This is a genomic window from Chryseobacterium sp. X308, assembly GCF_020733145.1.
Lineage (GTDB): Bacteria > Bacteroidota > Bacteroidia > Flavobacteriales > Weeksellaceae > Chryseobacterium > Chryseobacterium cupriresistens.
Genome location: NZ_JAJFZH010000005.1, coordinates 118,088 through 138,238, shown reverse-complemented (window position 1 = coordinate 138,238; position 20,151 = coordinate 118,088). Strand labels below are relative to the sequence as shown.

The 20,151-nt window shown below is 39.4% G+C and carries 17 protein-coding genes; 1 reads left to right on the top strand and 16 read right to left on the bottom strand.

The window, feature by feature from the left end; all coding sequences use genetic code 11:
• Nucleotides 1–215: 215 nt before the first annotated feature.
• From cysI to LIV57_RS07600, 16 genes are all read right to left on the bottom strand, one after another.
• Nucleotides 216–1,892: an assimilatory sulfite reductase (NADPH) hemoprotein subunit gene (cysI, locus tag LIV57_RS07675; RefSeq protein ID WP_227942154.1), complete on the bottom strand. Its 1,677-nt coding sequence runs from the start codon at nt 1,890–1,892 to the stop codon at nt 216–218.
• Nucleotides 1,893–1,926: 34 nt separating this feature from the next.
• Nucleotides 1,927–3,639 carry a sulfite reductase flavoprotein subunit alpha gene (locus LIV57_RS07670; protein ID WP_227942153.1) on the bottom strand — a complete coding sequence of 571 codons (1,713 nt, stop codon included), beginning with the start codon at nt 3,637–3,639 and terminating at the stop codon, nt 1,927–1,929.
• Nucleotides 3,629–4,474 (bottom strand): uroporphyrinogen-III C-methyltransferase, encoded by an 846-nt coding sequence (gene cobA / locus LIV57_RS07665; protein WP_227942152.1) that lies wholly within the window; start codon nt 4,472–4,474, stop codon nt 3,629–3,631. The genes LIV57_RS07670 and cobA overlap by 11 nt, the downstream gene beginning before the upstream one ends.
• Nucleotides 4,475–4,497: 23 nt before the next feature.
• A complete protein-coding gene (cysK, locus tag LIV57_RS07660; RefSeq protein ID WP_227942151.1) occupies nt 4,498–5,409 on the bottom strand; it encodes a cysteine synthase A in 912 nt (303 codons plus the stop codon).
• 27 nt (nt 5,410–5,436) lie between these two features.
• Complete coding sequence (gene epsC / locus LIV57_RS07655; RefSeq protein WP_227942150.1) at nt 5,437–6,267, bottom strand: serine O-acetyltransferase EpsC; 831 nt, start codon at nt 6,265–6,267, stop codon at nt 5,437–5,439.
• Nucleotides 6,268–6,272: 5 nt separating this feature from the next.
• Complete coding sequence (locus tag LIV57_RS07650) at nt 6,273–7,511, bottom strand: sulfate adenylyltransferase subunit 1 (protein WP_227942149.1); 1,239 nt, start codon at nt 7,509–7,511, stop codon at nt 6,273–6,275.
• Between the two features lie 107 nt (nt 7,512–7,618).
• Nucleotides 7,619–8,527, bottom strand: a complete 909-nt coding sequence (gene cysD / locus LIV57_RS07645; RefSeq protein WP_227942148.1) for a sulfate adenylyltransferase subunit CysD — start codon at nt 8,525–8,527, stop codon at nt 7,619–7,621.
• A gap of 12 nt (nt 8,528–8,539) precedes the next feature.
• Nucleotides 8,540–9,253, bottom strand: coding sequence for a phosphoadenylyl-sulfate reductase (locus LIV57_RS07640; RefSeq protein ID WP_216444566.1), 714 nt, complete (start codon nt 9,251–9,253; stop codon nt 8,540–8,542).
• An 83-nt stretch (nt 9,254–9,336) separates the two neighbouring features.
• The gene (locus LIV57_RS07635; protein ID WP_062669451.1) at nt 9,337–9,753 is read right to left on the bottom strand and encodes an RrF2 family transcriptional regulator; all 417 of its coding nucleotides are present in this window, start codon (nt 9,751–9,753) and stop codon (nt 9,337–9,339) included.
• Between the two features lie 325 nt (nt 9,754–10,078).
• On the bottom strand, nt 10,079–10,573 hold the full coding sequence (locus LIV57_RS07630; protein ID WP_227942147.1) for a GNAT family N-acetyltransferase: 495 nt from the start codon (nt 10,571–10,573) through the stop codon (nt 10,079–10,081).
• 113 nt (nt 10,574–10,686) lie between these two features.
• A complete protein-coding gene (locus LIV57_RS07625) occupies nt 10,687–12,834 on the bottom strand; it encodes a zinc-dependent metalloprotease (protein WP_227942146.1) in 2,148 nt (715 codons plus the stop codon).
• Between the two features lie 82 nt (nt 12,835–12,916).
• Nucleotides 12,917–14,182, bottom strand: coding sequence for an NAD(P)/FAD-dependent oxidoreductase (locus tag LIV57_RS07620; RefSeq protein WP_227942145.1), 1,266 nt, complete (start codon nt 14,180–14,182; stop codon nt 12,917–12,919).
• 8 nt (nt 14,183–14,190) lie between these two features.
• The gene (locus tag LIV57_RS07615; protein ID WP_227942144.1) at nt 14,191–15,189 is read right to left on the bottom strand and encodes a 4-hydroxyproline epimerase; all 999 of its coding nucleotides are present in this window, start codon (nt 15,187–15,189) and stop codon (nt 14,191–14,193) included.
• On the bottom strand, nt 15,186–16,670 hold the full coding sequence (locus LIV57_RS07610; RefSeq protein ID WP_227942143.1) for an aldehyde dehydrogenase (NADP(+)): 1,485 nt from the start codon (nt 16,668–16,670) through the stop codon (nt 15,186–15,188). The genes LIV57_RS07615 and LIV57_RS07610 overlap by 4 nt, the downstream gene beginning before the upstream one ends.
• Complete coding sequence (locus LIV57_RS07605; protein ID WP_227942142.1) at nt 16,667–17,590, bottom strand: dihydrodipicolinate synthase family protein; 924 nt, start codon at nt 17,588–17,590, stop codon at nt 16,667–16,669. The genes LIV57_RS07610 and LIV57_RS07605 overlap by 4 nt, the downstream gene beginning before the upstream one ends.
• A gap of 93 nt (nt 17,591–17,683) precedes the next feature.
• Nucleotides 17,684–18,568 (bottom strand): AraC family transcriptional regulator, encoded by an 885-nt coding sequence (locus LIV57_RS07600; RefSeq protein ID WP_227942141.1) that lies wholly within the window; start codon nt 18,566–18,568, stop codon nt 17,684–17,686.
• 185 nt (nt 18,569–18,753) lie between these two features.
• Between LIV57_RS07600 and LIV57_RS07595 the strand changes: the two genes are divergently transcribed.
• On the top strand, nt 18,754–20,148 hold the full coding sequence (locus LIV57_RS07595; RefSeq protein WP_227942140.1) for an aminopeptidase P family protein: 1,395 nt from the start codon (nt 18,754–18,756) through the stop codon (nt 20,146–20,148).
• The last annotated feature ends 3 nt before the right edge of the window (nt 20,149–20,151 follow it).

Below are 20,151 nucleotides of genomic sequence, written 5' to 3'. Positions count from 1 at the left end.
AAACTTAGGTGTACTTATTATTCAAAAAGTTTGGCTCTTAAAAAGCTTAAGTGTTTAAAACTTTTGTGACTTTTGCGGTTTTGAATCGAAAAACTTCAAACAGCTTGTTTGTATTGTTATTTGAGAATCAACAACACATACACATTCGTCCGCTTAAATGAAGAGGTTGAGTTTTTTTGTTTTTTTTCAGATCATAATGAAAATCAGCCATATAATTAATTTAAGGTATGTAAGTAACGGTATGAAAAATCACCAAATGTTTCCTTTGCAAGTCTTTTCTGTACATAAATCCCGAAAAGTTCATCCAGGGTGGTCAGAATTTCTTCTTCACCAATATTTTCTTTAAATTTTGTATTCAGCCGCATTCCTAAACGGTCTCCACCAATGTGAAGATTGTATTTCCCATAGGCTGTACCTACAAATCCTATTTCAGCATTGGGAGATCTTCCGCAGCCGTTAGGACAGCCGGTCATACGGATCGTGATATCTTCTTCCAACAGACCATATTTTTCAAGGATAGGTTCTATTTTGGTGACCAGTGAAGGCAGATAACGCTGGGCTTCAGCCAGAGCCAGTGAACAGGTGTTCAAGGCTACGCACGCCACAGAGTTTTTACGTAAAGCACTTGCTCCGTCGGTATGTTCTGAAATTCTGTACTCTTTTAAAACAGCTTCAATTTCAGCTTTATCCTTTTCATCAATATCAGCCAGAATAAGGTTCTGGTTGCAGGTAAAACGGAAATTGGCTTTCCCTGCCTGCGCAATTTTTAATAGTCCTGATTTTAAAGGATATCCTTCAATATCAAGGATTCTTCCATGCTCTACAAATACGGTGTAAAACCATTTTCCTTCATGATTCTGTATCCAGCCGTAACGGTCTTTTCTTTGTGTAAACTTAAATTCACGGGCCGGCTCAAAACTGAAGCCTGCTCTCTTTTCTACTTCAGCTCTGTACTGATCGATACCTAATTTATCAATCGTATATTTTAATCTTGATAATTTCCGGTCGCTTCTGTTACCAAAGTCTCTTTGTACCGTGATAATTTCGTAGACGGCTTTCAATACTTTTTCTTCGGTATCCACAAATCCAAGGATAGATGCAAGACGGGCATACGTGGCTTCATTTCCGTGAGTGGCACCTAAGCCCCCTCCCGCAGCAATATTGTAACCTACAATTTTATCATTTTCGATAATCGCAATTAAGGCAATATCATTGATGAATACATCCACATCGTTATTGGGTGGAACGGCAATTCCTATTTTCAGTTTTCTTGGAAGATATCTGTCCTGATACAATGGATCTTCCTCTGCTTTACGGTCTACCAGAAGTTCATCATCAATCCAGATATCATAATAAGCTTTGGTTTTCGGAAGACACATTTCGCTGATTTTTCCGGCCAGTTCGTAAGCTTCCTGCTGTAAAGGGGATTCCGAAGGATTGGCTGTACAGGTTACGTTTCTGTTGACATCCCCACAAGCCGCAATAGAATCCAGATGCTGTAGATTGAAGCTCTGGATGGTAGGTCTTAAATGAGATTTTAAAATACCATGCAGCTGAATCGTTTGTCTGGTAGTCACTTTTATCGTTCCTGTGGAATGATCTTCTGCTGTTTCATTCAATCCTACCCATTGCTGCGGAGTTAAAAAACCACCGGGAAGTCTTAACCTGATCATATAAGAATACAGCCATTCCAGTTTTTTGGAGACACGCTCTTCTCTGCGGTCTCTGTCATCCTGCTGGTACATTCCATGGAATTTGATCACAGTCTGGTCATCTTCTCTGATGGCTCCGGTGAAGTTATCCGCAAGACTTTCCTTTAAAGTTCCCCTGAGTCCGTTACTGCCGGTTTTAATTTTTTCTACAGGTGAAAGGTTCTCTTTATTGTTGTTCATAATTGTTTCCTTTAATTTTTACGGGTATTTCTTTTTAATACACATCTTTAGCATATCTGCCGCTTAATTCCATTTCTTCCAGGTAGGTTACAGCATCTTCTTTGCTGCGTTTTCCTTCATTCTGTATAATGGTGAGAAGCGTTTGTTCTACATCACGGGCCATTGGTTCTTTAGCACCGCATACATACACCGATGCTCCGCCTTCAAGCCAGTAAAATACTTCCTGGGCTTTTTGTTCCAACCTGTGCTGAACATATACTTTTTCAGCTGTATCTCTTGAAAAAGCGAGGTCTAAATGAGTCAGACTGCCTGTTTTGAGAAAATCCTGCAGCTCTGCCTGGTAAAGAAAATCGGATACAAAATTCCTGTCCCCGAAGAATAACCAGTTTCTTCCTTCTGCACCTGTGGCATCACGCTCCCAAAGGAATGACCTGAAGGGCGCAATCCCTGTTCCCGGACCAATCATGATGATATCTTTATCCGCTTCCGGCAGTTTGAAATGCCCTGCTTCCTGAATATAAAACTCTATTTCCCCTCCTTCTTTGAATTCACTCAGAAAACCACTGCATAACCCATTATGTTTCTGATGGTCAATAAAGAATTCTGATTTAGCAACCGTAATATGAATTTCCGTATCACCATGCGCTTCCACAGAGGAAGAAATGGAATACAGGCGTGGTGCCTGAGCGGTTAATATCTGTAAGATTTCTTCAAATTCGTCTGCATTTTTTACAGGATAAATTCTAAGAAGATCAAGAAGACTTAATCTGACTTCCGGAATGGAATGCCCTGTTATTTTTGCATATTGAGCCACTACGGATTTAAGTAAGTAACTGATATTAAGATGCTTGTGCAGGAGTTCTTCCACAGTGTCTGTAACTTTTGCTGTTTCAACCTGTTTTTTAGAATTAATTCCTGTGAGTGTAATAATCTCATCTACAACCTCTTTTGAATTGAAAGGGATCACTCCCAAAGCTGCACCTGGTTGATAACTAAGCGCTTCTTCTGTTTCAATTTCAATATGATAGGTTTCTTTTTCTGAGGTAATATCGTTCAGATTGATAATGGCTGAAACTTTCCCCTGATATCTTTTTCTTCCGGCGGAAACTTTTGGGGCTGAAATATTTTTTGTACTCTGCCCCGCATTTTTATTGACTGTTTCAAATACATGCTCTATCCAGTGGGAAGCTTCCTGTTCGTAATCAATGTCACACTTTTTCAATGGAATAATACGCTGGGCACCTAATATTTCAAAGCGTGAATCGACATCTTCTCCGGTTTGGCAAAACAGAGGGTAACTACTGTCTCCCAGTGCCAGAATTCCGTATTTAAGTCCGCTGAGATCAATTTCATTTTCATGAATATAATCGTAGAATTTTTTAGCAAGAGCAGGCGGTTCACCTTCTCCCTGAGTGCTGATGACAATAAAGAAGAATTCCTCTTTTGTAAGATCTTTAGGCTTGTATTGGGAAAGGTCAGCCAGCTTTACCTGAAGTCCCTTTTTCTTCACTATACCGGCCAGTGCAGTAGCCAGTTTCTTACTGTTTCCGGTTTCTGTACCGTAAGCCAGCGTTATTTTCTTTACAGCATTCTGTGTAGTGGTATTCGTTTCCAATGGTGGCAGAACGGCGGTAATTGAGGACCCTCCGGCAATACCCGCAAGATATCCGCTTGCCCAGATGGCTTCGTCTCGGGAGAGGTCTCCGGAGATTTGTTTTAATACATTTAATTTAGATTCAGACAGCATATTCAAAGAAATTTTGAGTTGTAGGGATTAGAGTTCCGTTTTCCACTGATTTGAAATAAAGACCTTCCTGCTCGGCATTTCCAAGCCATGAAAATTCTTCATGGAGGTTTACAATTTTGCCCACTACCACCAATGAAGGGGAAGCAAAGGTTTTGTCTCCGAATTTTTCGTTAAAATCATCAAATGATGATGTGTACACCTTTTGAAAAGGTGTTGTAGCCTGTTCAATGACTGCAATTTTTTTATCACCTGAAATCTGAAGTGCTTTCAGTTTTTCCACAAGAGGAGTAAGGTTTCCTTTAGACATATAGAAAACAAGGGTATCATTGGTTAAAGCAAGCTCTTTCCAGTATTCTTCACTTACGATCTCCGATTTATAATAGGTCAGAAAACGAACGGATGTGGAATATCCTCTGGCCGTTAAAGGCATTCCTGCAAAGGCGGCTGCTCCTAAAGCGGCTGTAATTCCCGGAATAATTTCGTAAGGAATATGATTTTCTTTTAAAGCCTGTAACTCATCAAGAATATTCGAGAATATGGAAACATCCCCTCCTTTGAGTCTTACGATGGTTTTATTCTGACGGGCATATTCCACCATCAAAGTATTGATATGAGACTGAGGGGTGGAAGCATTTTTGCTGCATTCTTTGCCTACATAAATGATTTCTGTGTTTTCATTAACGTAGGTTTCCAGAATCTCAGGACTTACAAGACGGTCGCATAAAACAACGTCTGCTTCTGCGATTGCTTTTACAGCTTTTACAGTGATCAGTTCAGGGTTGCCGGGCCCTGCACCGATAAGGAAGACCTTTGGTGATTTTATATTTGTTTTCATTGAAGTAGTTGTTAATTAATGAGTTAGAAGAGTCCTTCTACCGACAGGTATCTTTCTCCGGTATCGTAATTAATCGTCAGGATTTTAGCGTTAGGTGGTATTTCCGGTAAATGTTTGGCAATGGCTGCTAAAGCGGCTCCTGTGGAAACTCCGACAAAAAGGCCTTCTTTTTTAGCTGCGTTAAGGGCATATTCATAAGCTTCTTCCTTTCCTACTGTAATCACGCCATCTAAAAGAGTAATATCCAGAATAGAAGGTACAAAGCCTGCTCCTAATCCCTGTAACGGGTGTGGTGCCGGGCTTCCTCCGCTTAATACAGGAGATAATTCCGGTTCTACAGCAATGACTTTTACGTTAGGATATTTTTCTTTTACCGTTTTTGCGATTCCGGTGATGTGACCTCCGGTTCCTACTCCTGTGATGATATAGTCCAGTCCGTCCGGGAAATCTTTTAGAATTTCCTGAGCAGTGGTTTCTATATGTACTTGTACATTGGCAGGATTGTCAAATTGTCTTGGAATCCATGAATTGGGTGTTTCTTCAGCCAGTTCATTGGCTTTTTCAATAGCCCCTTTCATTCCTTTTTCTCTTGGAGTAAGCACGAATTCTGCTCCGTAGGCTTCCATAATTTTACGGCGTTCTATACTCATGCTTTCCGGCATGACAAGAATGAGTTTGTATCCTTTTACGGCAGCGGCCAGAGCGAGTCCTATTCCCGTATTTCCGCTGGTAGGCTCTATAATAACGCTGTCTTTATGTAATAATCCTTTGGCTTCTGCATCTTCAATCATCGCCAGTCCGATTCTGTCTTTAATGCTTCCTCCCGGATTGTTTTTTTCAAGTTTGATCCAGATTTCATGATCTGAACCGAAGAGTTTGTTGATTTTCACGACGGGTGTATTCCCAATCGTTTCTAATGCATTCTGAAATTTCATATCAATGTACTTTTTATTTTTGTTTTTTTAGATCACAAAGGTTAATGATTCCGGTAATGAAGAATTATCCTTTATTTTTATTTCACTTTTGTGGTAGACCAGAGAGTTGGCAGGAACATCCTGTGTAACCCAGACATTTCCTCCGATAATACTTTCTCTGCCTATGGTAGTTTCGCCTCCCAGAATAGTAGCTCCCGAATAGATAATCACATCATCTTCAATATTGGGATGTCTTTTCTGATGGGCTTTTTCTTTGGAGACATTCAAGGCACCGAGGGTTACTCCCTGATAGATTTTGACATTATTTCCGATAACCGTTGTTTCTCCGATCACAATTCCCGTTCCGTGATCAATAAAAAAAGACTTTCCAATGGTCGCTCCCGGATGAATATCAATTCCGGTTTTGCTGTGGGCATATTCTGAGATGACCCTTGGTAAAATTTTCACTTCCTGACTCCAGAGCTGATGCGAGATACGATAGACATACGTGGCAAAAAAGCCGGGATATGCCAGGTATACTTCTTCCAGTGAGTCAGCAGCAGGATCAAATTCCAGAATGGATTTTGCATCCTGCACCAGCTGATCATAAATTTCTGGTAAAGCTTCAAAAAACCGATTAACCTGTTTTTCAGTAAGGGTTTTATCTCCTGTTACCGTATTGATAAGTTCTGAAAGTGTTTCCTGCAGAGCCTCAAAATTTCTTTTCAGCTCATCTTCAGTATTGTCATGCTGAGGAAGGAAAAGTGTTTCGTACAAATCCTTAACCCACTTTTTAGTCTTTATTTTATCAAAGAATCCATGAATACTGTTTTGCTTAGTCTGATGAATTCTCTCTGTTAATTGATCGGAAATTGCCATTTTTTCTATTGAATTATACAGGCTGCTACCGTTGAATTGGACGTTTCATCCACCAGAATGGCAGAGCCCGTTGTTTTATTATTGGTAAAGCTGTCATAGACCAAAGGCTGTGCCGTTCGCAGGGTAACTTTCACAATTTCATTCAGTTTGATCTCTCCATCGGCCTGTTCCCTGATAAGGGTATTGACATTAATCTTGTAATCTACCTCTTTTACCACTGCTTTTATCAGTCTGCTGTTCTGCTGCAAAAGGTATTTGTTTCCTTGCTGCAGCGGTTTCTGATCAAGCCAGCATAAAAGGATTTCAAGATCTTTTTCAACGGTGGGAACATGTTCTTCTGTAGCAAAAATATCTCCTCTGCTGATATCTACATCATGAGCAAGATGAATAACGGCTGGCTGGCCTTCAAAGGCTTCTTCTTTTTCAATGCCATTGATCTCAATTTTAGTGATTTCAGTGGTCAGGTCTGCCGGAAGAATATGAATTTTATCTCCTTTGGTGAACTTTCCGCTTAATATTTGTCCGGCATATCCTCTGTAATCATGCAGTTCTTCGGTTTGAGGACGAATCACATACTGAACCTGAAAACGGCTTCCGTTATTTTTTTCTTCATTGATCGTTACTTCCTCAAGGTATTCCAGTAAAGAAGTTCCTTCATACCAGTCTGTTCTGAAAGATTTTGAAACAATATTATCTCCTTTTAATGCAGAGATCGGGAAATAACTTACATCATTAAGTCCAAGATTTTCAGCAATTTTCGAATATTCTGATTTTATATTTTCAAAAACTTCTTCGGAATAATCCACCATATCCATTTTATTGATGGCTACAGCAACTTTCTTTAATTGTAATAAAGAGGCGATGATGGAATGCCTTCTGGTCTGTTCAATCACTCCTTTTCTTGCATCAATCAGAATAACCATCAGATCTGAGTTGGATGCGCCGGTGATCATGTTGCGGGTATATTGTACATGCCCGGGAGCATCGGCGATGATAAATTTCCTTTTAGCCGTTGAAAAATAACGGTAGGCAACATCAATGGTGATTCCCTGTTCTCTTTCTGCACGGAGACCATCTGTTAAAAGCGCAAGGTCTACCCCGTCTTCATTTTTGTTTTTAGAATGTTTTTCAAGGACTTCCAACTGGTCCTGTAAAATGCTTTTGCTATCGTACAGCAGTCTGCCGATAAGGGTACTTTTACCGTCATCCACACTTCCTGCTGTTATAAATCTTAATATATCCATCCGAATTTTAATTGTAAGTAATGAGTAATGGGCAATGAGTAATATTTTGCTGTTTTAAGAAGTAGAGGTGTTATCCTATTACTTCTTACTCATTGCTGATTGCTTATCTAAAAGTAGCCTCCTTTTTTTCTGTCCTCCATAGCGGCTTCTGTTACCCTGTCATCAATTCTGGTTTCGCCACGCTCTGAGATTCTTGTGGCTACGATTTCTTCGATAACGGCATCTATCGTAACAGCATTAGATTCCACAGCTGCAGTACAGGTCATATCTCCTACGGTACGGTAACGGATTTTCTTAGTAGTAATGACGTCTTCCGGTTCTAAAACCACATGGGAAGAATTGGCCAGCCACTGTCCGTTGAAATCGATTACTTCTCTTTCATGCGAAAAATAGATGGAAGGAAGTGCAATTTTTTCTCTTCGGATATAATTCCAGATGTCAAGCTCTGTCCAGTTGCTGATTGGGAAAACTCTTACATTTTCTCCTTTGTGGATTCTTCCGTTGAAGATATTCCACAGCTCAGGACGCTGAAGTTTAGGATCCCACTGCCCGAATTCATCACGAACGGAGAAGATTCTTTCTTTGGCCCTGGCTTTTTCTTCATCTCTTCTGGCTCCTCCGATGCAGGCATCAAATTCAAATTCTTCAATCGTATCAAGAAGCGTATAGGTTTGCAGCCAGTTTCTGCTTGGGAATTTACCTTTAGCTTCAGTCAGTTTTTTACTTTTTATGGTGTCTTCCACTTTCCTTACTACCAGATTCACATCTAGCTGTTCTACCAACTGATCACGGAAATCCAATACTTCCGGAAAGTTGTGGCCTGTATCTACGTGAACAAATGTAAACGGAATTTTTCCGTGGAAGAATGCTTTTCTTGCAAGATGAGCCAGTACAATACTGTCTTTTCCTCCACTGAATAACAACGCCGGACGTTCAAACTGGCCTGCGACTTCTCTTAATATATAAATAGATTCGGCTTCTAACTGATCTAAATAATTTAAATGATGTATTGACATTTTTTTCTTTTTTTATTGATGAATATGCAGACCGCATTCTTTTTTGTTGGCATCTTCCCACCACCAACGGCCTGCTCTGAAATCTTCTCCTTCTTTGATCGCTCTGGTACAGGGCTCACATCCTATGCTCACAAATCCTTTTTTATGAAGATGATTGTAAGGTAAATGATGATCTTTTACATACGTTGTCACCTGTTCTGTCGTCCAGTGAAGGATGGGATGAAATTTTATGATTCTGTTATCAGGATCCCACTCCAGCTGAGGCATATTCTGTCTGTTGGGAGAATGTTCGGATCTCAGACCTGTGATCCATACTTCATAGCCTTCCAGTGCTTTTCTTAAAGGATGAACCTTTCGGATGGTACAGCATGCTTTCCTTTTTTCTACAGATTGATAGAAGGAATCGGGGCCGTTTTCTGTTACAAATTCTCTGAGCTCTTCCGTATCCGGATAATAGGCTTTGATGTTCTTTTTAAAGAAAGCCTTGGTGGAAGTCCAGGTTTCATAAGTCTGTTCAAAAAGTCTTCCCGTATCCAGGGTGAATATTTCAATATTTAAATCTTTAATCAGATGAGTGATGACCTGATCCTCGTAACTGAAACTGGTTGAAAAGATCACTTTACCCGGGAATCTTTCAGTCAGTATTTGCAGTGCATTAGTTTGAAAAGAAGCTTCATCAGCCTCTTTCACAAGATTTTCGAATTCATTTTTCAGACTGTTTTCCATTTTGAATTGAGATTTAAGTCTTGCAAATATATATAAAATTCTATAACTCCTATCAAAATAGTAGAATTTAAATAAAAAAAATTTTATTCTTTATTGATGAACTTGGTTAAGGTAGCTTCCATCATGCTTTTTCTGGTCTTTTCACGAACGATCATAAGTTCTTTCCTCAGATAGCATACTGCTTCGTCTACACAATCATCACATGCTTCGTAAAAATTTAAAGAAACGCATGGTGTAAGAGCGATCGGGCCGTCAAAGATTCTGTAAATGTCTGCTAATGAGACCTCATCGGGTGATTTTAAAAGGTAATACCCTCCTACTTTACCCTGCTTGCTGTTGACCAGTTTGGCTCTTTTTAGTTCGAGAAGGATTTGTTCCAGAAATTTTTTGGGAATGTTTTCGTCCTGTGCAATAACGGAAGTTGGCAGAAAGCCCTGGTTATAATTCCTTGCTAATCTGACCATTGCTTTAAGCGCATATTTGCAACGTTTCGACATCATAATTCTTGCAAGTTATGATAAATTATCTGATAAATGAAATGTTTTTATAGCTGAAAACTTTGTATTTTAACCACAAATCGAAGATTCGACGAAGTCAAAAGCCACAAAAGATAAAAACACTTAAGTTGATTTTAAGTTACAAATGAACTGCTGAAAAGTTCACTTAAGTTTAAAAATCGAAGATTTTTAAAATACACAAACATCTGTGTAAATCCGTGAAATCTGTGGGAAAAGCTAACCACCCCGTCAAAAATTCTTTGAATTTTCGCCACCTCTCCACAAGAGGGGAATTCTAAGCCCTCCGTCTGTAATATGAGCCACAAGTTTACTCTTTCTGTAAAACAAAATACGCCAGTTCCCTATCTTCTCGTGCAAGATTTTCAAATCTTTTAAAGCCGCTTTTCAAAAGTACTTTTTGGGACCCGATATTATCAAGATCCGTTACTGCTACGATATCTTTCTGATGATTTATTGATAAACAGTGGTCAACAAGTGCTTTACAGACTTCTGTTCCGAGACCTTTACCCCAGTATTTTTCATCTAAAGTATAGCCTATTTCCATCTGATCAGGATTGTCAAGAAAGGTTCTGGCAAGGCACATTCCTACAAAATCACTGTTCTGGGGATGGAAAATTCCCCATCTGCTGAATGGTCCCTCTTCATAATCTGCCAATGCTTTGTCAAACATTTCTTTATATTCTTCCGGGGTTTTGTAGGGCAGATATCGGGTTACATTTTCATTTTCAAAAAGAGTGGAAAATAATGAAAATTCTTCAGGGGTAAATTCACGGATGATGATCCTGTCGTTTTTATAATGCATTGAATATTGTTATCAAAGAATAAAATTACATAAATAAACGAAGAACTGCTCATAAACAGGATAAAAAAATTGGGCTTACAATGAAGCCCAATCAACTGTATATGAATACGAAACTATTTTTTAATGAATTTTTGTGAAGATTTCCCTAAAGAGGTTTCAATATCAATTAAATAAGTTCCGCTCAGGAAGTGTTTAACCTCAACCTTATCACCAATAACTTTTGCATTCATTTTTCTTCCAAACATATCATAAACAGAAATTGATTTAATTTCCCCTTTTGTTTTAATATTCAATACATCAGAAACCGGATTTGGATAGATGGAAGTTTCTGAGTTGGTTGTATCAACGTCTGCAGTGGAGAATGATAATGCACAAGGTGTTGTAATACTGCCATTTGGTTGTGTATTATATGCAAACTCAGTGACAGAATAATTTGAACCATTGGCCCCAACGCTCACTTTGAAATAGCCGTTAATATCGTAGCCATCGAATTGGTTTCTAAAACCAACATAAGCGGTTTTACCAGACCATGTAGTGTATGTAGGGGTGTACACGTCAAGTTGTCCGGGAGTCCAAGTTGGATACCCTATATTATTTGCATTCGTTATGGTGGTACAGGCTGGAATTAAACTAATATTTCTTGTTCCTGTTTGGCACACTAATCCTTTCCAATAAGTTTCCAATTTTAATTGATTGGCTCCATAGTACCAGGCGCCATACCCTGCATCATCACTAAGCTCCGGGTTAATGATAAAATATTTCCAGGTTGCCCCTGAGTTGGTGGTTACTGTTGTTGGTGTTGGGTTGGCATAACTTTCCAGAGGAGTTCCGGTAACTATTTTGTAAGGATCTTTATAAGAAAAAGTTAAGGCCAAAGCTGTCGTTGATCCTAGTGAAGTTACGCCTCCTGTTATAGCCGGATTCAGGAACGTAATTGATGAATTTAAGACCTGACTTTTAGAATGACTGGTTGCTGCACCATTTATAGTAAGTGTAGCAGTCGTAGGGCTTGTAACTACTATACTTGCAGTTAATCCTGCTGGTAATGAAGACGTGAAATGGGTTCCTGCAGTAAGAGTTGTTCCATTGGGTACGGCAAATGTTGCTGTGTTCAGCGTAATCGTTGATATAGGGGCAGATGCTACTGTTCCGTCTAATGACACGACTCCATTATTGTTTAAGTTCTCTGTAAATGTACTGTTGCTAAGGGCTAATCTTGGTGGAGTATTGGCAACTCCGGTTGCGGCTAAGTTGGCAGGCTGCCATAAATTTATTCGCGAAGGATGGTTTAATGCTGCCAGCATTCTGTTCACCTGTCCATTAGTAAACATTTTATAACAGCCGGAAGAACCATTGTATCCCATATAGTTTTCAACGTTTACTTTTTGTCCAAGACAATTGTTTCCAGAGTTACATCCCAATCCGGAAGAAGCATTTTCTACAGGGGTGTCAGCAACTCCGTCACCATCATTACCAGGGTTCGAAGTTGAACACAGAACATTGAACGTGTGTTGAAGATTTAACCAATGCCCGAATTCGTGAGTAAATGTATCAGAAAACTCGTTTGAAGCCACTGTTCCTGAAGCATTAAATATATAACGTCCATTATACACCACTCTGGCTGTATTTACTGAACTCATGTATGAATCCGGATACCAGGCAACTCCTGATTGATATAAATCTTTATTAGCATACAGATCATTTTGGATATACACATTCATATACTTTGTATTATCCCAGGCATCTGCACCAATTTGTGCATCATATCCACCTCCGTTGCCATATCCGCCTTTGAAGGGGTGAAATACCACTCCGCTTGTTGCTTTTCCGGTTGGATCAATTTTAGCTAACCGGAATTCAATGCTTAATGCTCCTCTGATAGATTGGAAATAAGGATCTACAGTATTTGAATCCGTGTTGATTCCATTGAAATTTAAGTTGATTTGTTGCAGTAAGTCAACTACTTTTTGGTAATTTACTTTTACATTACTTTGAGACTCTCCATACACATGAAAAACCACAGGGATGATGTAGGTTGGATTGCTGACCCTATTATTCAATGAGTTTTTGTTCGATCCCATTTTTTTTACGAAATCTTTGGTATATTTCTCAAAGTTTTCATATTCTGCCTTAGATTCGGGATGCAGTTCAAAATGTTTTTTCATCATTTCATCTGCTTTACACTCACGAGGTCTGTTTTCTTGCGCAAAACCTATTACTGGAAATAGGGAAACAAGTACTAGTAATTTAAATTTTTTCATAAATTTTGGATTTGGTTGTTAATAAATTATTTGAATAATCAAATTGTTTTTGGTTTGATTTGTGTGTGTTATGTGGTGTTTTTTAACTAAATCTTTCAGGGTTGAATATCTTTATTTCAACCGTTGGCTTTTGGTCATGGGCAAGTTCTGAAACTGTTTTTCCAAAAATGGGTCCTAAACTTAAACCCATCATACCACCGCCGCCTGCAATAATCAGGTTTTTGAGTTTGGAAGACTGTCCCAGATAAGGCAGCCCATCAGGAGCACAAGGTCTGTAGCCGAACCAGATTTCAGATTCTTTGGGTTTCTCAATCTGAAAGTCAGGTAAATAGTTGGGAATAGACCTGGTGATCCCTTCTACCCGTTTCATGTTAATTGTATCATTGTGGGAAGCCAGTTCCATCGTTCCGCCAAAACGGATGTGTCCGTTCATAGGAGTTACTGCAACTCTGGCCTCAAGTAATAAGGCAGCATGTTTTAAGGTGTTAAGAGGATTTTCCGGTTTGTGCATAAATGAATATCCTTTTCCAGGCATCATCTGAATTTTGATTCCTGCTTTCTGAGCAAGTTCAGGCAAGAAAGAACCTCCCGTCATGATAAATTGGTCTGCAGTAAATTCTTTACCATTCGCTATGACCTTTTTAATATTGCTGCCGGAAGTTTCAAAGCCAGCTACCTGATGATGGGTATGAAAAACGACATCATTATTTTTAAGATAAGAAATCATTTGTTTCATCAGCTTCATGGGATTCATGTGGCCATCACATTTATAATTGACTCCTCCGATAACATCCAGTCGAACATTGGGTTCAAGTTCCTGAATTTCTTTTTTACCCATAATATCAACGGGTAAACCCATACTGATTGCCTTGTGGGCAAGTTCTGTTTCTTCTTCCGCAACCTTCTCGGTTTTATAGAGCATTAAAATACCATTCTGATTCAGCTCAAAATCAAATTCATCTTTTTGCGCGATCTCATTATAAAGCCTGCTGCTTGCCAGGTTAAGATCCCTGCTGGCTGCTGCAGAATAGTCAACATGTTTCTGGTTGGAATGTTTCAAAAACTTCAATCCCCAGGATATAAGTCTGGAATTGAGTGAAGGTTTTACATAAAACGGGCTTTTACTATCGAACATCCAGCGTATTCCCTGTGCAACAACTCCCGGAGCTGCCAATGGGGTAAAATGACTGGGTACAATCATGCCTGCATTACCATAAGAACAGTTGTTGGTAAGGTCATTCTGTTCCAGAATTTCCACCTGCCATCCTTTCTGCAAAAGATAATACGCTGAGCTTAATCCTGCTATTCCTGCACCGATAATCAGTGCTTTTCCTTTATTCTGTGTCATATGCTGGTTTACATCACCTGAAAACCCTGCCAATAAGGATCTTCATCATCAATAATAATATGATTATATCCGGTAATTCTTGCCCAGCCTTCTACTGACGGAATAATGGCAGGTCTCCCATCTAAAGTAGCAGTCTTTTCAATTCTCCCGATAAATCGGGAACCGATATAGCTTTCATGAATGAATTCTTCACCTTCCTTCAGTTTTCCTTTAGCATACCATTGCGCCATTCTTGCCGAAGTTCCCGTACCACATGGCGAACGGTCTAAAGCGTTTTCACCCACCAATACTGCATTTCTTCCGCTGGCTTCAGGATCTGTGGGTTTTCCTGTCCACTGAATGTGGCTTAATCCTTTAATGTGTTCAATTTCAGGATGGATGAACTGGTACTTTTCATTAAGTAATTTTCTGATAATCTTTCCATAATGAATAAGCTGGCTGGCCGTAAAATCAGAAATATCTCTGAAGTTTTCCTGGGGATCTATAATTGCATAGAAGTTTCCGCCATAAGCAACATCGGCTCTTATTAATCCCAGATCCGGACATTCAACTTCCAGGTTTTCAGCGTAGAGGAAAGACTTTACATTCGTCAGTTTTACAGATTTTACTTTTTTCCCTTCCTGTACATAATCGATGAGGATAAGTCCTGCAGGTGTTTCAAGACGTAATTTTCCCGGAATTTTGGGAACAACAAGACCTTCTTCAATGGCAATGGTAACCGTTCCGATGGTTCCGTGCCCGCACATGGGAAGACATCCGCTGGTTTCAATATATAAAACTCCGATATCGTTATTTTCATCTACAGGAGGATACAGAATACTTCCGCTCATCATGTCATGGCCACGGGGCTCAAACATTAACCCCTTTCTGATCCAGTCGTATTCTTCCATAAAGTGCAGCCGGCGTTCCATCATGGAATTTCCTTTTAAAACAGGTGCACCTCCTGCAACAAGACGTACAGGACATCCACAGGTGTGTGAATCTATACAAAAAAATGTTCTGTTCATGTGGTCTGTAATTTTAATGATCCTGAATTCACTGTTCCATCCACCATTCTGCTGATCTGCAATGGATTTTCATTCTTTAACTCATCCGGTAAGAATTCATCCGGCCAGTTTTGAAAGCAGATCGGACGGACAAATCGTTTGACAGCATCCGGTCCTACGGAGGTAAAACGAGGATCGGTAGTAGAAGGAAACGGACCTCCATGCTGCATGCCATACACCACTTCTACTCCTGTAGGCATTCCATTGAATAATAATCTTCCGCATTTATCTTTCAAAATAGTAATCAATGTACTGTTATCACGCACATCTTTATGGGTCGCTGCGATGGTAATGGTTAACTGTCCTTTTAGCTGTTGGGCAATCTTCATGAATTCTTCGTCTGTTTCACACTCCACAACAATACCAAATGGGCCAAAGACTTCTTCACTTAATACCGGATTATTCACGAAATTTCCGGCACTGGTTTTTATCACGGTTGCGTTGCCCGAAGAATTTTCTGTTTCTGCTGATGCAATGATTTCAACATCAAGCTGTTCCATTGCAATGTTTTTATTTTTTTCGAAATTGTCGAATATTCCTTTGTGAAGCATTTTAGCGGGAGCCACTTTTTGAATTTCTTCTTTTAATGTATTGATGAAACGGTTAAACGACTCTCCTTTTAATGCTATAAACACTCCCGGATTGGTACAAAATTGTCCTACACCCAGCGTTAAAGAACCGATATATTCCTTTGCCAATGCTTCAGCTTTGGTTTCAAGCAGGTTTTGAAAGGCAAATACCGGATTGATACTTCCCATTTCTGCAAATACAGGAATAGGATTTTCACGGCGGCTGGCAATATCAAACAATGCTTTTCCGCCATTAAATGAACCTGTGAACGCAATAGCCCGGATATCCGGATGCTGGGTCAGATAAGCTCCGATCTCATAAGATGTTCCGGTAATATGGCTGAAAATTCCTTCAGGCCATCCGAAAGCTTTAATAACAGCGCTTATCGCATCAGCCATTATCTGTGAAGTCTGTGGATGTGCCGGATGTGCTTTTATAACGACAGGACAGCCTGCCCCGATCGCACTCGCAGTATCTCCTCCCGCAGTAGAAAAAGCAAAAGGAAAATTGCTGGCTCCGAAAATGACAACAGGTCCGATACCTACATTGTATTTACGGAGATCTCCTTTTTGTTTTTCAGGCTGGGCAAGATCAATTCTGGCCTCCGTATAGATCCCGTCAGCAACAGCTTTTGCATAGCTTCTCCATTGTCCTGCTGTTCTTGCCTTTTCTCCGGTAAGTCTGGCTAAAGGCAATGACGTTTCGGCATGAGTTACTGTTAAAAGTTCTTCTCCCAAGGCTTCAATCTGATCTGCTACAGCATTCATAAATTCGGCCCGTTCATTGATGGTGGTGTTTTTCAGAAACCGGAAGGCTTCAACCGCCATCTGAATTCTTTTGTCTATATTTTGAGTTGATGTTTCTTCCATCATAGCTGTATTTCTGGAATTAATAATACGGGACGATTCGCTCTGCCTTCTTCAATAATTTTTTGAATTCTTTCAGCTTCCTCTCCATGAAGTTCAAGACGTGGAGCTCTCACATAAGGATTGCTTATCCCTTCTGCTGTTGCAGCAAGCTTGATATACTGGATAAGTTTAGGATGAATGTCAAGTTCCAGCAATGGCATAAACCATCTGTAGATGGCAACCGCTTTGTCGTATTCGCCTGCTTTAATATAGTTGTACATGGCCATGGTTTCATTAGGAAAGGCATCTACAAGGCCTGCCACAAGGCCGTCAGCTCCAAGCATCAGGGTTTCCAGACAAATCGTATCTACGCCTCCAAGAATTTTGATTCTTTTCCCAAAACGGTTGATCATTCTGGTTACATTCGCAAGATCTCTTGTTGATTCTTTGACAGCCTGAATGGTTGGATACTCAATAAGCTCCTCAAACATGTCAAGGGTGACATAAATTCCGTAATCTACAGGGTTATTATAGATAAGGATCGGAAGATCTGTAGCCGTTGCCACTGCTTTGAAATATTCTACAACCTCGCGGCTGTCGGCTTTGTAACGCATTGGAGGAAGTAACATTAATCCATCAGCTCCCAATTCTTTTGCTTTTTGGGCAAAATGAACCGCATTTTTGGTAGTATTTTCAGAAAGATTGAGAATAACGGGAATTCTGCCCTTTGTAATTTTTTTAGCATATTGAAGAAGTTCAAATTTTTCTTCAGTTTCCAACGCACTGGCTTCCCCTAATGTTCCTGCAAGGATAATTCCGTGAACTCCTGCTTTAATCTGGGCTTCTGTATTGACAGCAAACATTTCAAAATCTATCTCACCCTCTTTTGTAAAAGGCGTTAATACAGCTGGATAAATACCTTCCCAGTTTAGTTTTGTACTCATATCAAATAATATTTATTCAAAACTAGGTGAATTTTAAAACGGTAAATGTTAATATTTTAATGTATTCTAACCGTATTTTAACATGTTGTTTTTTTATTGCTGTATGGTAGCCTCTTTGTAATGTTTCAGGTATTCTTTAGGAGAATACTTCATGATGGATTTGAAGACCCGGTTAAAATTGGTAAGGCTATTGAACCCACTGTTGAAGGCAACAGAAGAAATACTGTACATATTGCTGGCTGTTAAAAGTCTGCAGGCCCGCTGTACACGAAGCTCATTGAGATATTCAATATAAGTAATGCGGGTACGTTTTTTAAAAGAACGGCAAAAAGCCTGAGGAGTCATACAGGCTTCTTTGGCAATCAGATCAAGGGTTAGTTTATGTTGGGTAAAATTTTTCTTGATAAAAGTCTGGGCATCAATAATTCTTTTGTCTGTATCGGAAATATGATCAGGCAGTTTCTTTTCCGGAGATAAGGGAATATGCAGATGCCTGTTTTGCATAAGATGGTTTAAAATTCTTATAAAATCTATGATCTGATCTACTCCTTTTGTTTTTTGCAAAGCCGCAATATTTTCTCCGATACTTTTTGTAAGCCTGGTAGCCACCTGGAATCCTACTTCTGAATGACTGATGAAATTTTTAAGTTCTTCAAATTCCGGTAAGTCGAAAAATGCGGAGATTTTTTTATGGGGATCAAAAAAAATAGAGATGGAATGAACCTTCTGTTTTTCATTTTTTTCAAAATTACCTCTGAAAACATGGGACTGATTAGCACCCAGATAGAAAATATCACCCGCCTCAAAATTAAAGAGATTCTGTTCTATGGCCAGTGTTCCATGTCCTTTAAGAATCCACATGATCTGGGTTTCGGTGTGGCGGTGAAAATAAGGATAGAAATTAGGCATTATATCTTCCTGAATACGTATACTTTTGTTGGTATCGGCAGGAACAGAAAACTGGAGACTCTTCATCATACTATGAATGCTTTACCGGGTTATTAGATTAGCAAGGTTAAAATATTGCTGAAGGTAAGCAAAATATGAACATTAAATATCATATTAAAATCCAAATTTTACATATTCTTATTTTTAATGAATAAAGTACTATAAATACTACAAAATCGTAACTTTAAAGTTTTAAAATAAAAACTATTCATAATATGTTTTCAGCACAAACTTATCAAGACAGAAGAGCAATATTACAGAAAAATGTATCCAATGGAATCTTATTATTTCTGGGAAATATAGAGAATCCTGTAAACTTTGAGCACAATCCTTATTATTTCCGCCAGGACAGTACCTATTTATATTATTTCGGGATTCAGGAACCCCGCATTGCAGCTATTATCGATATTGATGAAAATAAAACCATCATTTTCGGAGATGAGCTAAGTATAGATGAAATTGTATGGATGGGAAGGCAGGAAACCCTTAAGGAAAAAAGCCTGAAATCCGGTGTTCAGGAAACGTTACCTTACGCAGAACTTGCCCAATATATGGTAAAAGCACAGGCTTCCGGTAGAAAAGTGCACTACCTTCCTCCCTATCAGTCTTTCAATAAAATTTTGCTGGGAGATCTTCTTGGAATTAAAATTAAAGAATTGCAGCCTTCTGTCGAAATGATCAAAGCGATTGTCAAACAACGTTCTGTTAAAGAAGCTCAGGAAATTGTACAGATCGAACAGGCTGTAAATGTATCCAATGAAATGCATTTGCTGGCCATGCGTCTTGCGAAACCCGGAATGAAAGAATATGAAATTGCCAATGCGATCCAATATCTTGCCGCCAACCAAGAATGCCAGATGTCTTATCCTCCTATTGTGACGATCAACGGAGGAATTCTGCATAATCATTACCGTCTCAATATCATGAAAGAGGGAGACCTTTTCCTGAACGATTCCGGAGCAGAAACTTCAATGGGATATGCGGGCGATCTTACCAGAACCTTTCCTGTAGGCAAAACATTTACAACAAAGCAGAAGGAAATGTACGAAGTGGTTCTGAATGCTTTTAATCAGGCCCAGAAGCTTTTAAAACCGGGAGTACGGTTTAAAGATATCCACCTGAAAGCAGCACAACATCTGGTAGAAGGACTTGTCGATCTTGGACTGATGAAGGGAAATCCCGAAGATGCTGTAAAGAATCATGCTCATACGTTGTTTTTTCAGTGCGGACTGGGACACATGATGGGACTTGACGTACATGATATGGAAGACCTTGGGGAACAATATATTGGCTATACTGAAGAAGAACCAAAAGATACCAAAACATTCGGACTGAAATCTTTACGTTTAGGAAAAGCTTTGGAGTCCGGTTTTGTAGTGACAGTTGAGCCTGGTATTTATATGATTCCGGAATTGATTGACATTTGGCAGGCTGAAAATAAAAACGCAGACTTTATTAATTATGATAAAGTAAATGAATACCGGAATTTCGGTGGAATCCGTGTGGAAGATGATTTCCTGATTACGGATGACAGTTACAGACTTTTAGGTAACGGATTGATCAAATCCGTTGAGGACATTGAAAATTACAGAGCTGAACATCTGGCTTAATTC

Excerpts from the sequence above, each read along its gene's own strand:
- LIV57_RS07610 (WP_227942143.1), bottom strand. The coding sequence starts at position 16,670 with ATGATGGAAGAAACATCAACTCAAAATATAGACAAAAGAATTCAGATG.
- cobA (WP_227942152.1), bottom strand. The coding sequence starts at position 4,474 with ATGAAAACAAATATAAAATCACCAAAGGTCTTCCTTATCGGTGCAGGG.
- cysI (WP_227942154.1), bottom strand. The coding sequence starts at position 1,892 with ATGAACAACAATAAAGAGAACCTTTCACCTGTAGAAAAAATTAAAACC.
- cysD (WP_227942148.1), bottom strand. The coding sequence starts at position 8,527 with ATGTCAATACATCATTTAAATTATTTAGATCAGTTAGAAGCCGAATCT.
- LIV57_RS07640 (WP_216444566.1), bottom strand. The coding sequence starts at position 9,253 with ATGGAAAACAGTCTGAAAAATGAATTCGAAAATCTTGTGAAAGAGGCT.
- LIV57_RS07615 (WP_227942144.1), bottom strand. The coding sequence starts at position 15,189 with ATGAACAGAACATTTTTTTGTATAGATTCACACACCTGTGGATGTCCT.
- LIV57_RS07650 (WP_227942149.1), bottom strand. The coding sequence starts at position 7,511 with ATGGATATATTAAGATTTATAACAGCAGGAAGTGTGGATGACGGTAAA.
- LIV57_RS07600 (WP_227942141.1), bottom strand. The coding sequence starts at position 18,568 with ATGATGAAGAGTCTCCAGTTTTCTGTTCCTGCCGATACCAACAAAAGT.
- LIV57_RS07670 (WP_227942153.1), bottom strand. The coding sequence starts at position 3,639 with ATGCTGTCTGAATCTAAATTAAATGTATTAAAACAAATCTCCGGAGAC.
- LIV57_RS07605 (WP_227942142.1), bottom strand. The coding sequence starts at position 17,590 with ATGAGTACAAAACTAAACTGGGAAGGTATTTATCCAGCTGTATTAACG.
- LIV57_RS07595 (WP_227942140.1), top strand. The coding sequence starts at position 18,754 with ATGTTTTCAGCACAAACTTATCAAGACAGAAGAGCAATATTACAGAAA.
- epsC (WP_227942150.1), bottom strand. The coding sequence starts at position 6,267 with ATGGCAATTTCCGATCAATTAACAGAGAGAATTCATCAGACTAAGCAA.
- LIV57_RS07620 (WP_227942145.1), bottom strand. The coding sequence starts at position 14,182 with ATGACACAGAATAAAGGAAAAGCACTGATTATCGGTGCAGGAATAGCA.
- LIV57_RS07630 (WP_227942147.1), bottom strand. The coding sequence starts at position 10,573 with ATGCATTATAAAAACGACAGGATCATCATCCGTGAATTTACCCCTGAA.
- LIV57_RS07635 (WP_062669451.1), bottom strand. The coding sequence starts at position 9,753 with ATGATGTCGAAACGTTGCAAATATGCGCTTAAAGCAATGGTCAGATTA.
- LIV57_RS07625 (WP_227942146.1), bottom strand. The coding sequence starts at position 12,834 with ATGAAAAAATTTAAATTACTAGTACTTGTTTCCCTATTTCCAGTAATA.
- cysK (WP_227942151.1), bottom strand. The coding sequence starts at position 5,409 with ATGAAATTTCAGAATGCATTAGAAACGATTGGGAATACACCCGTCGTG.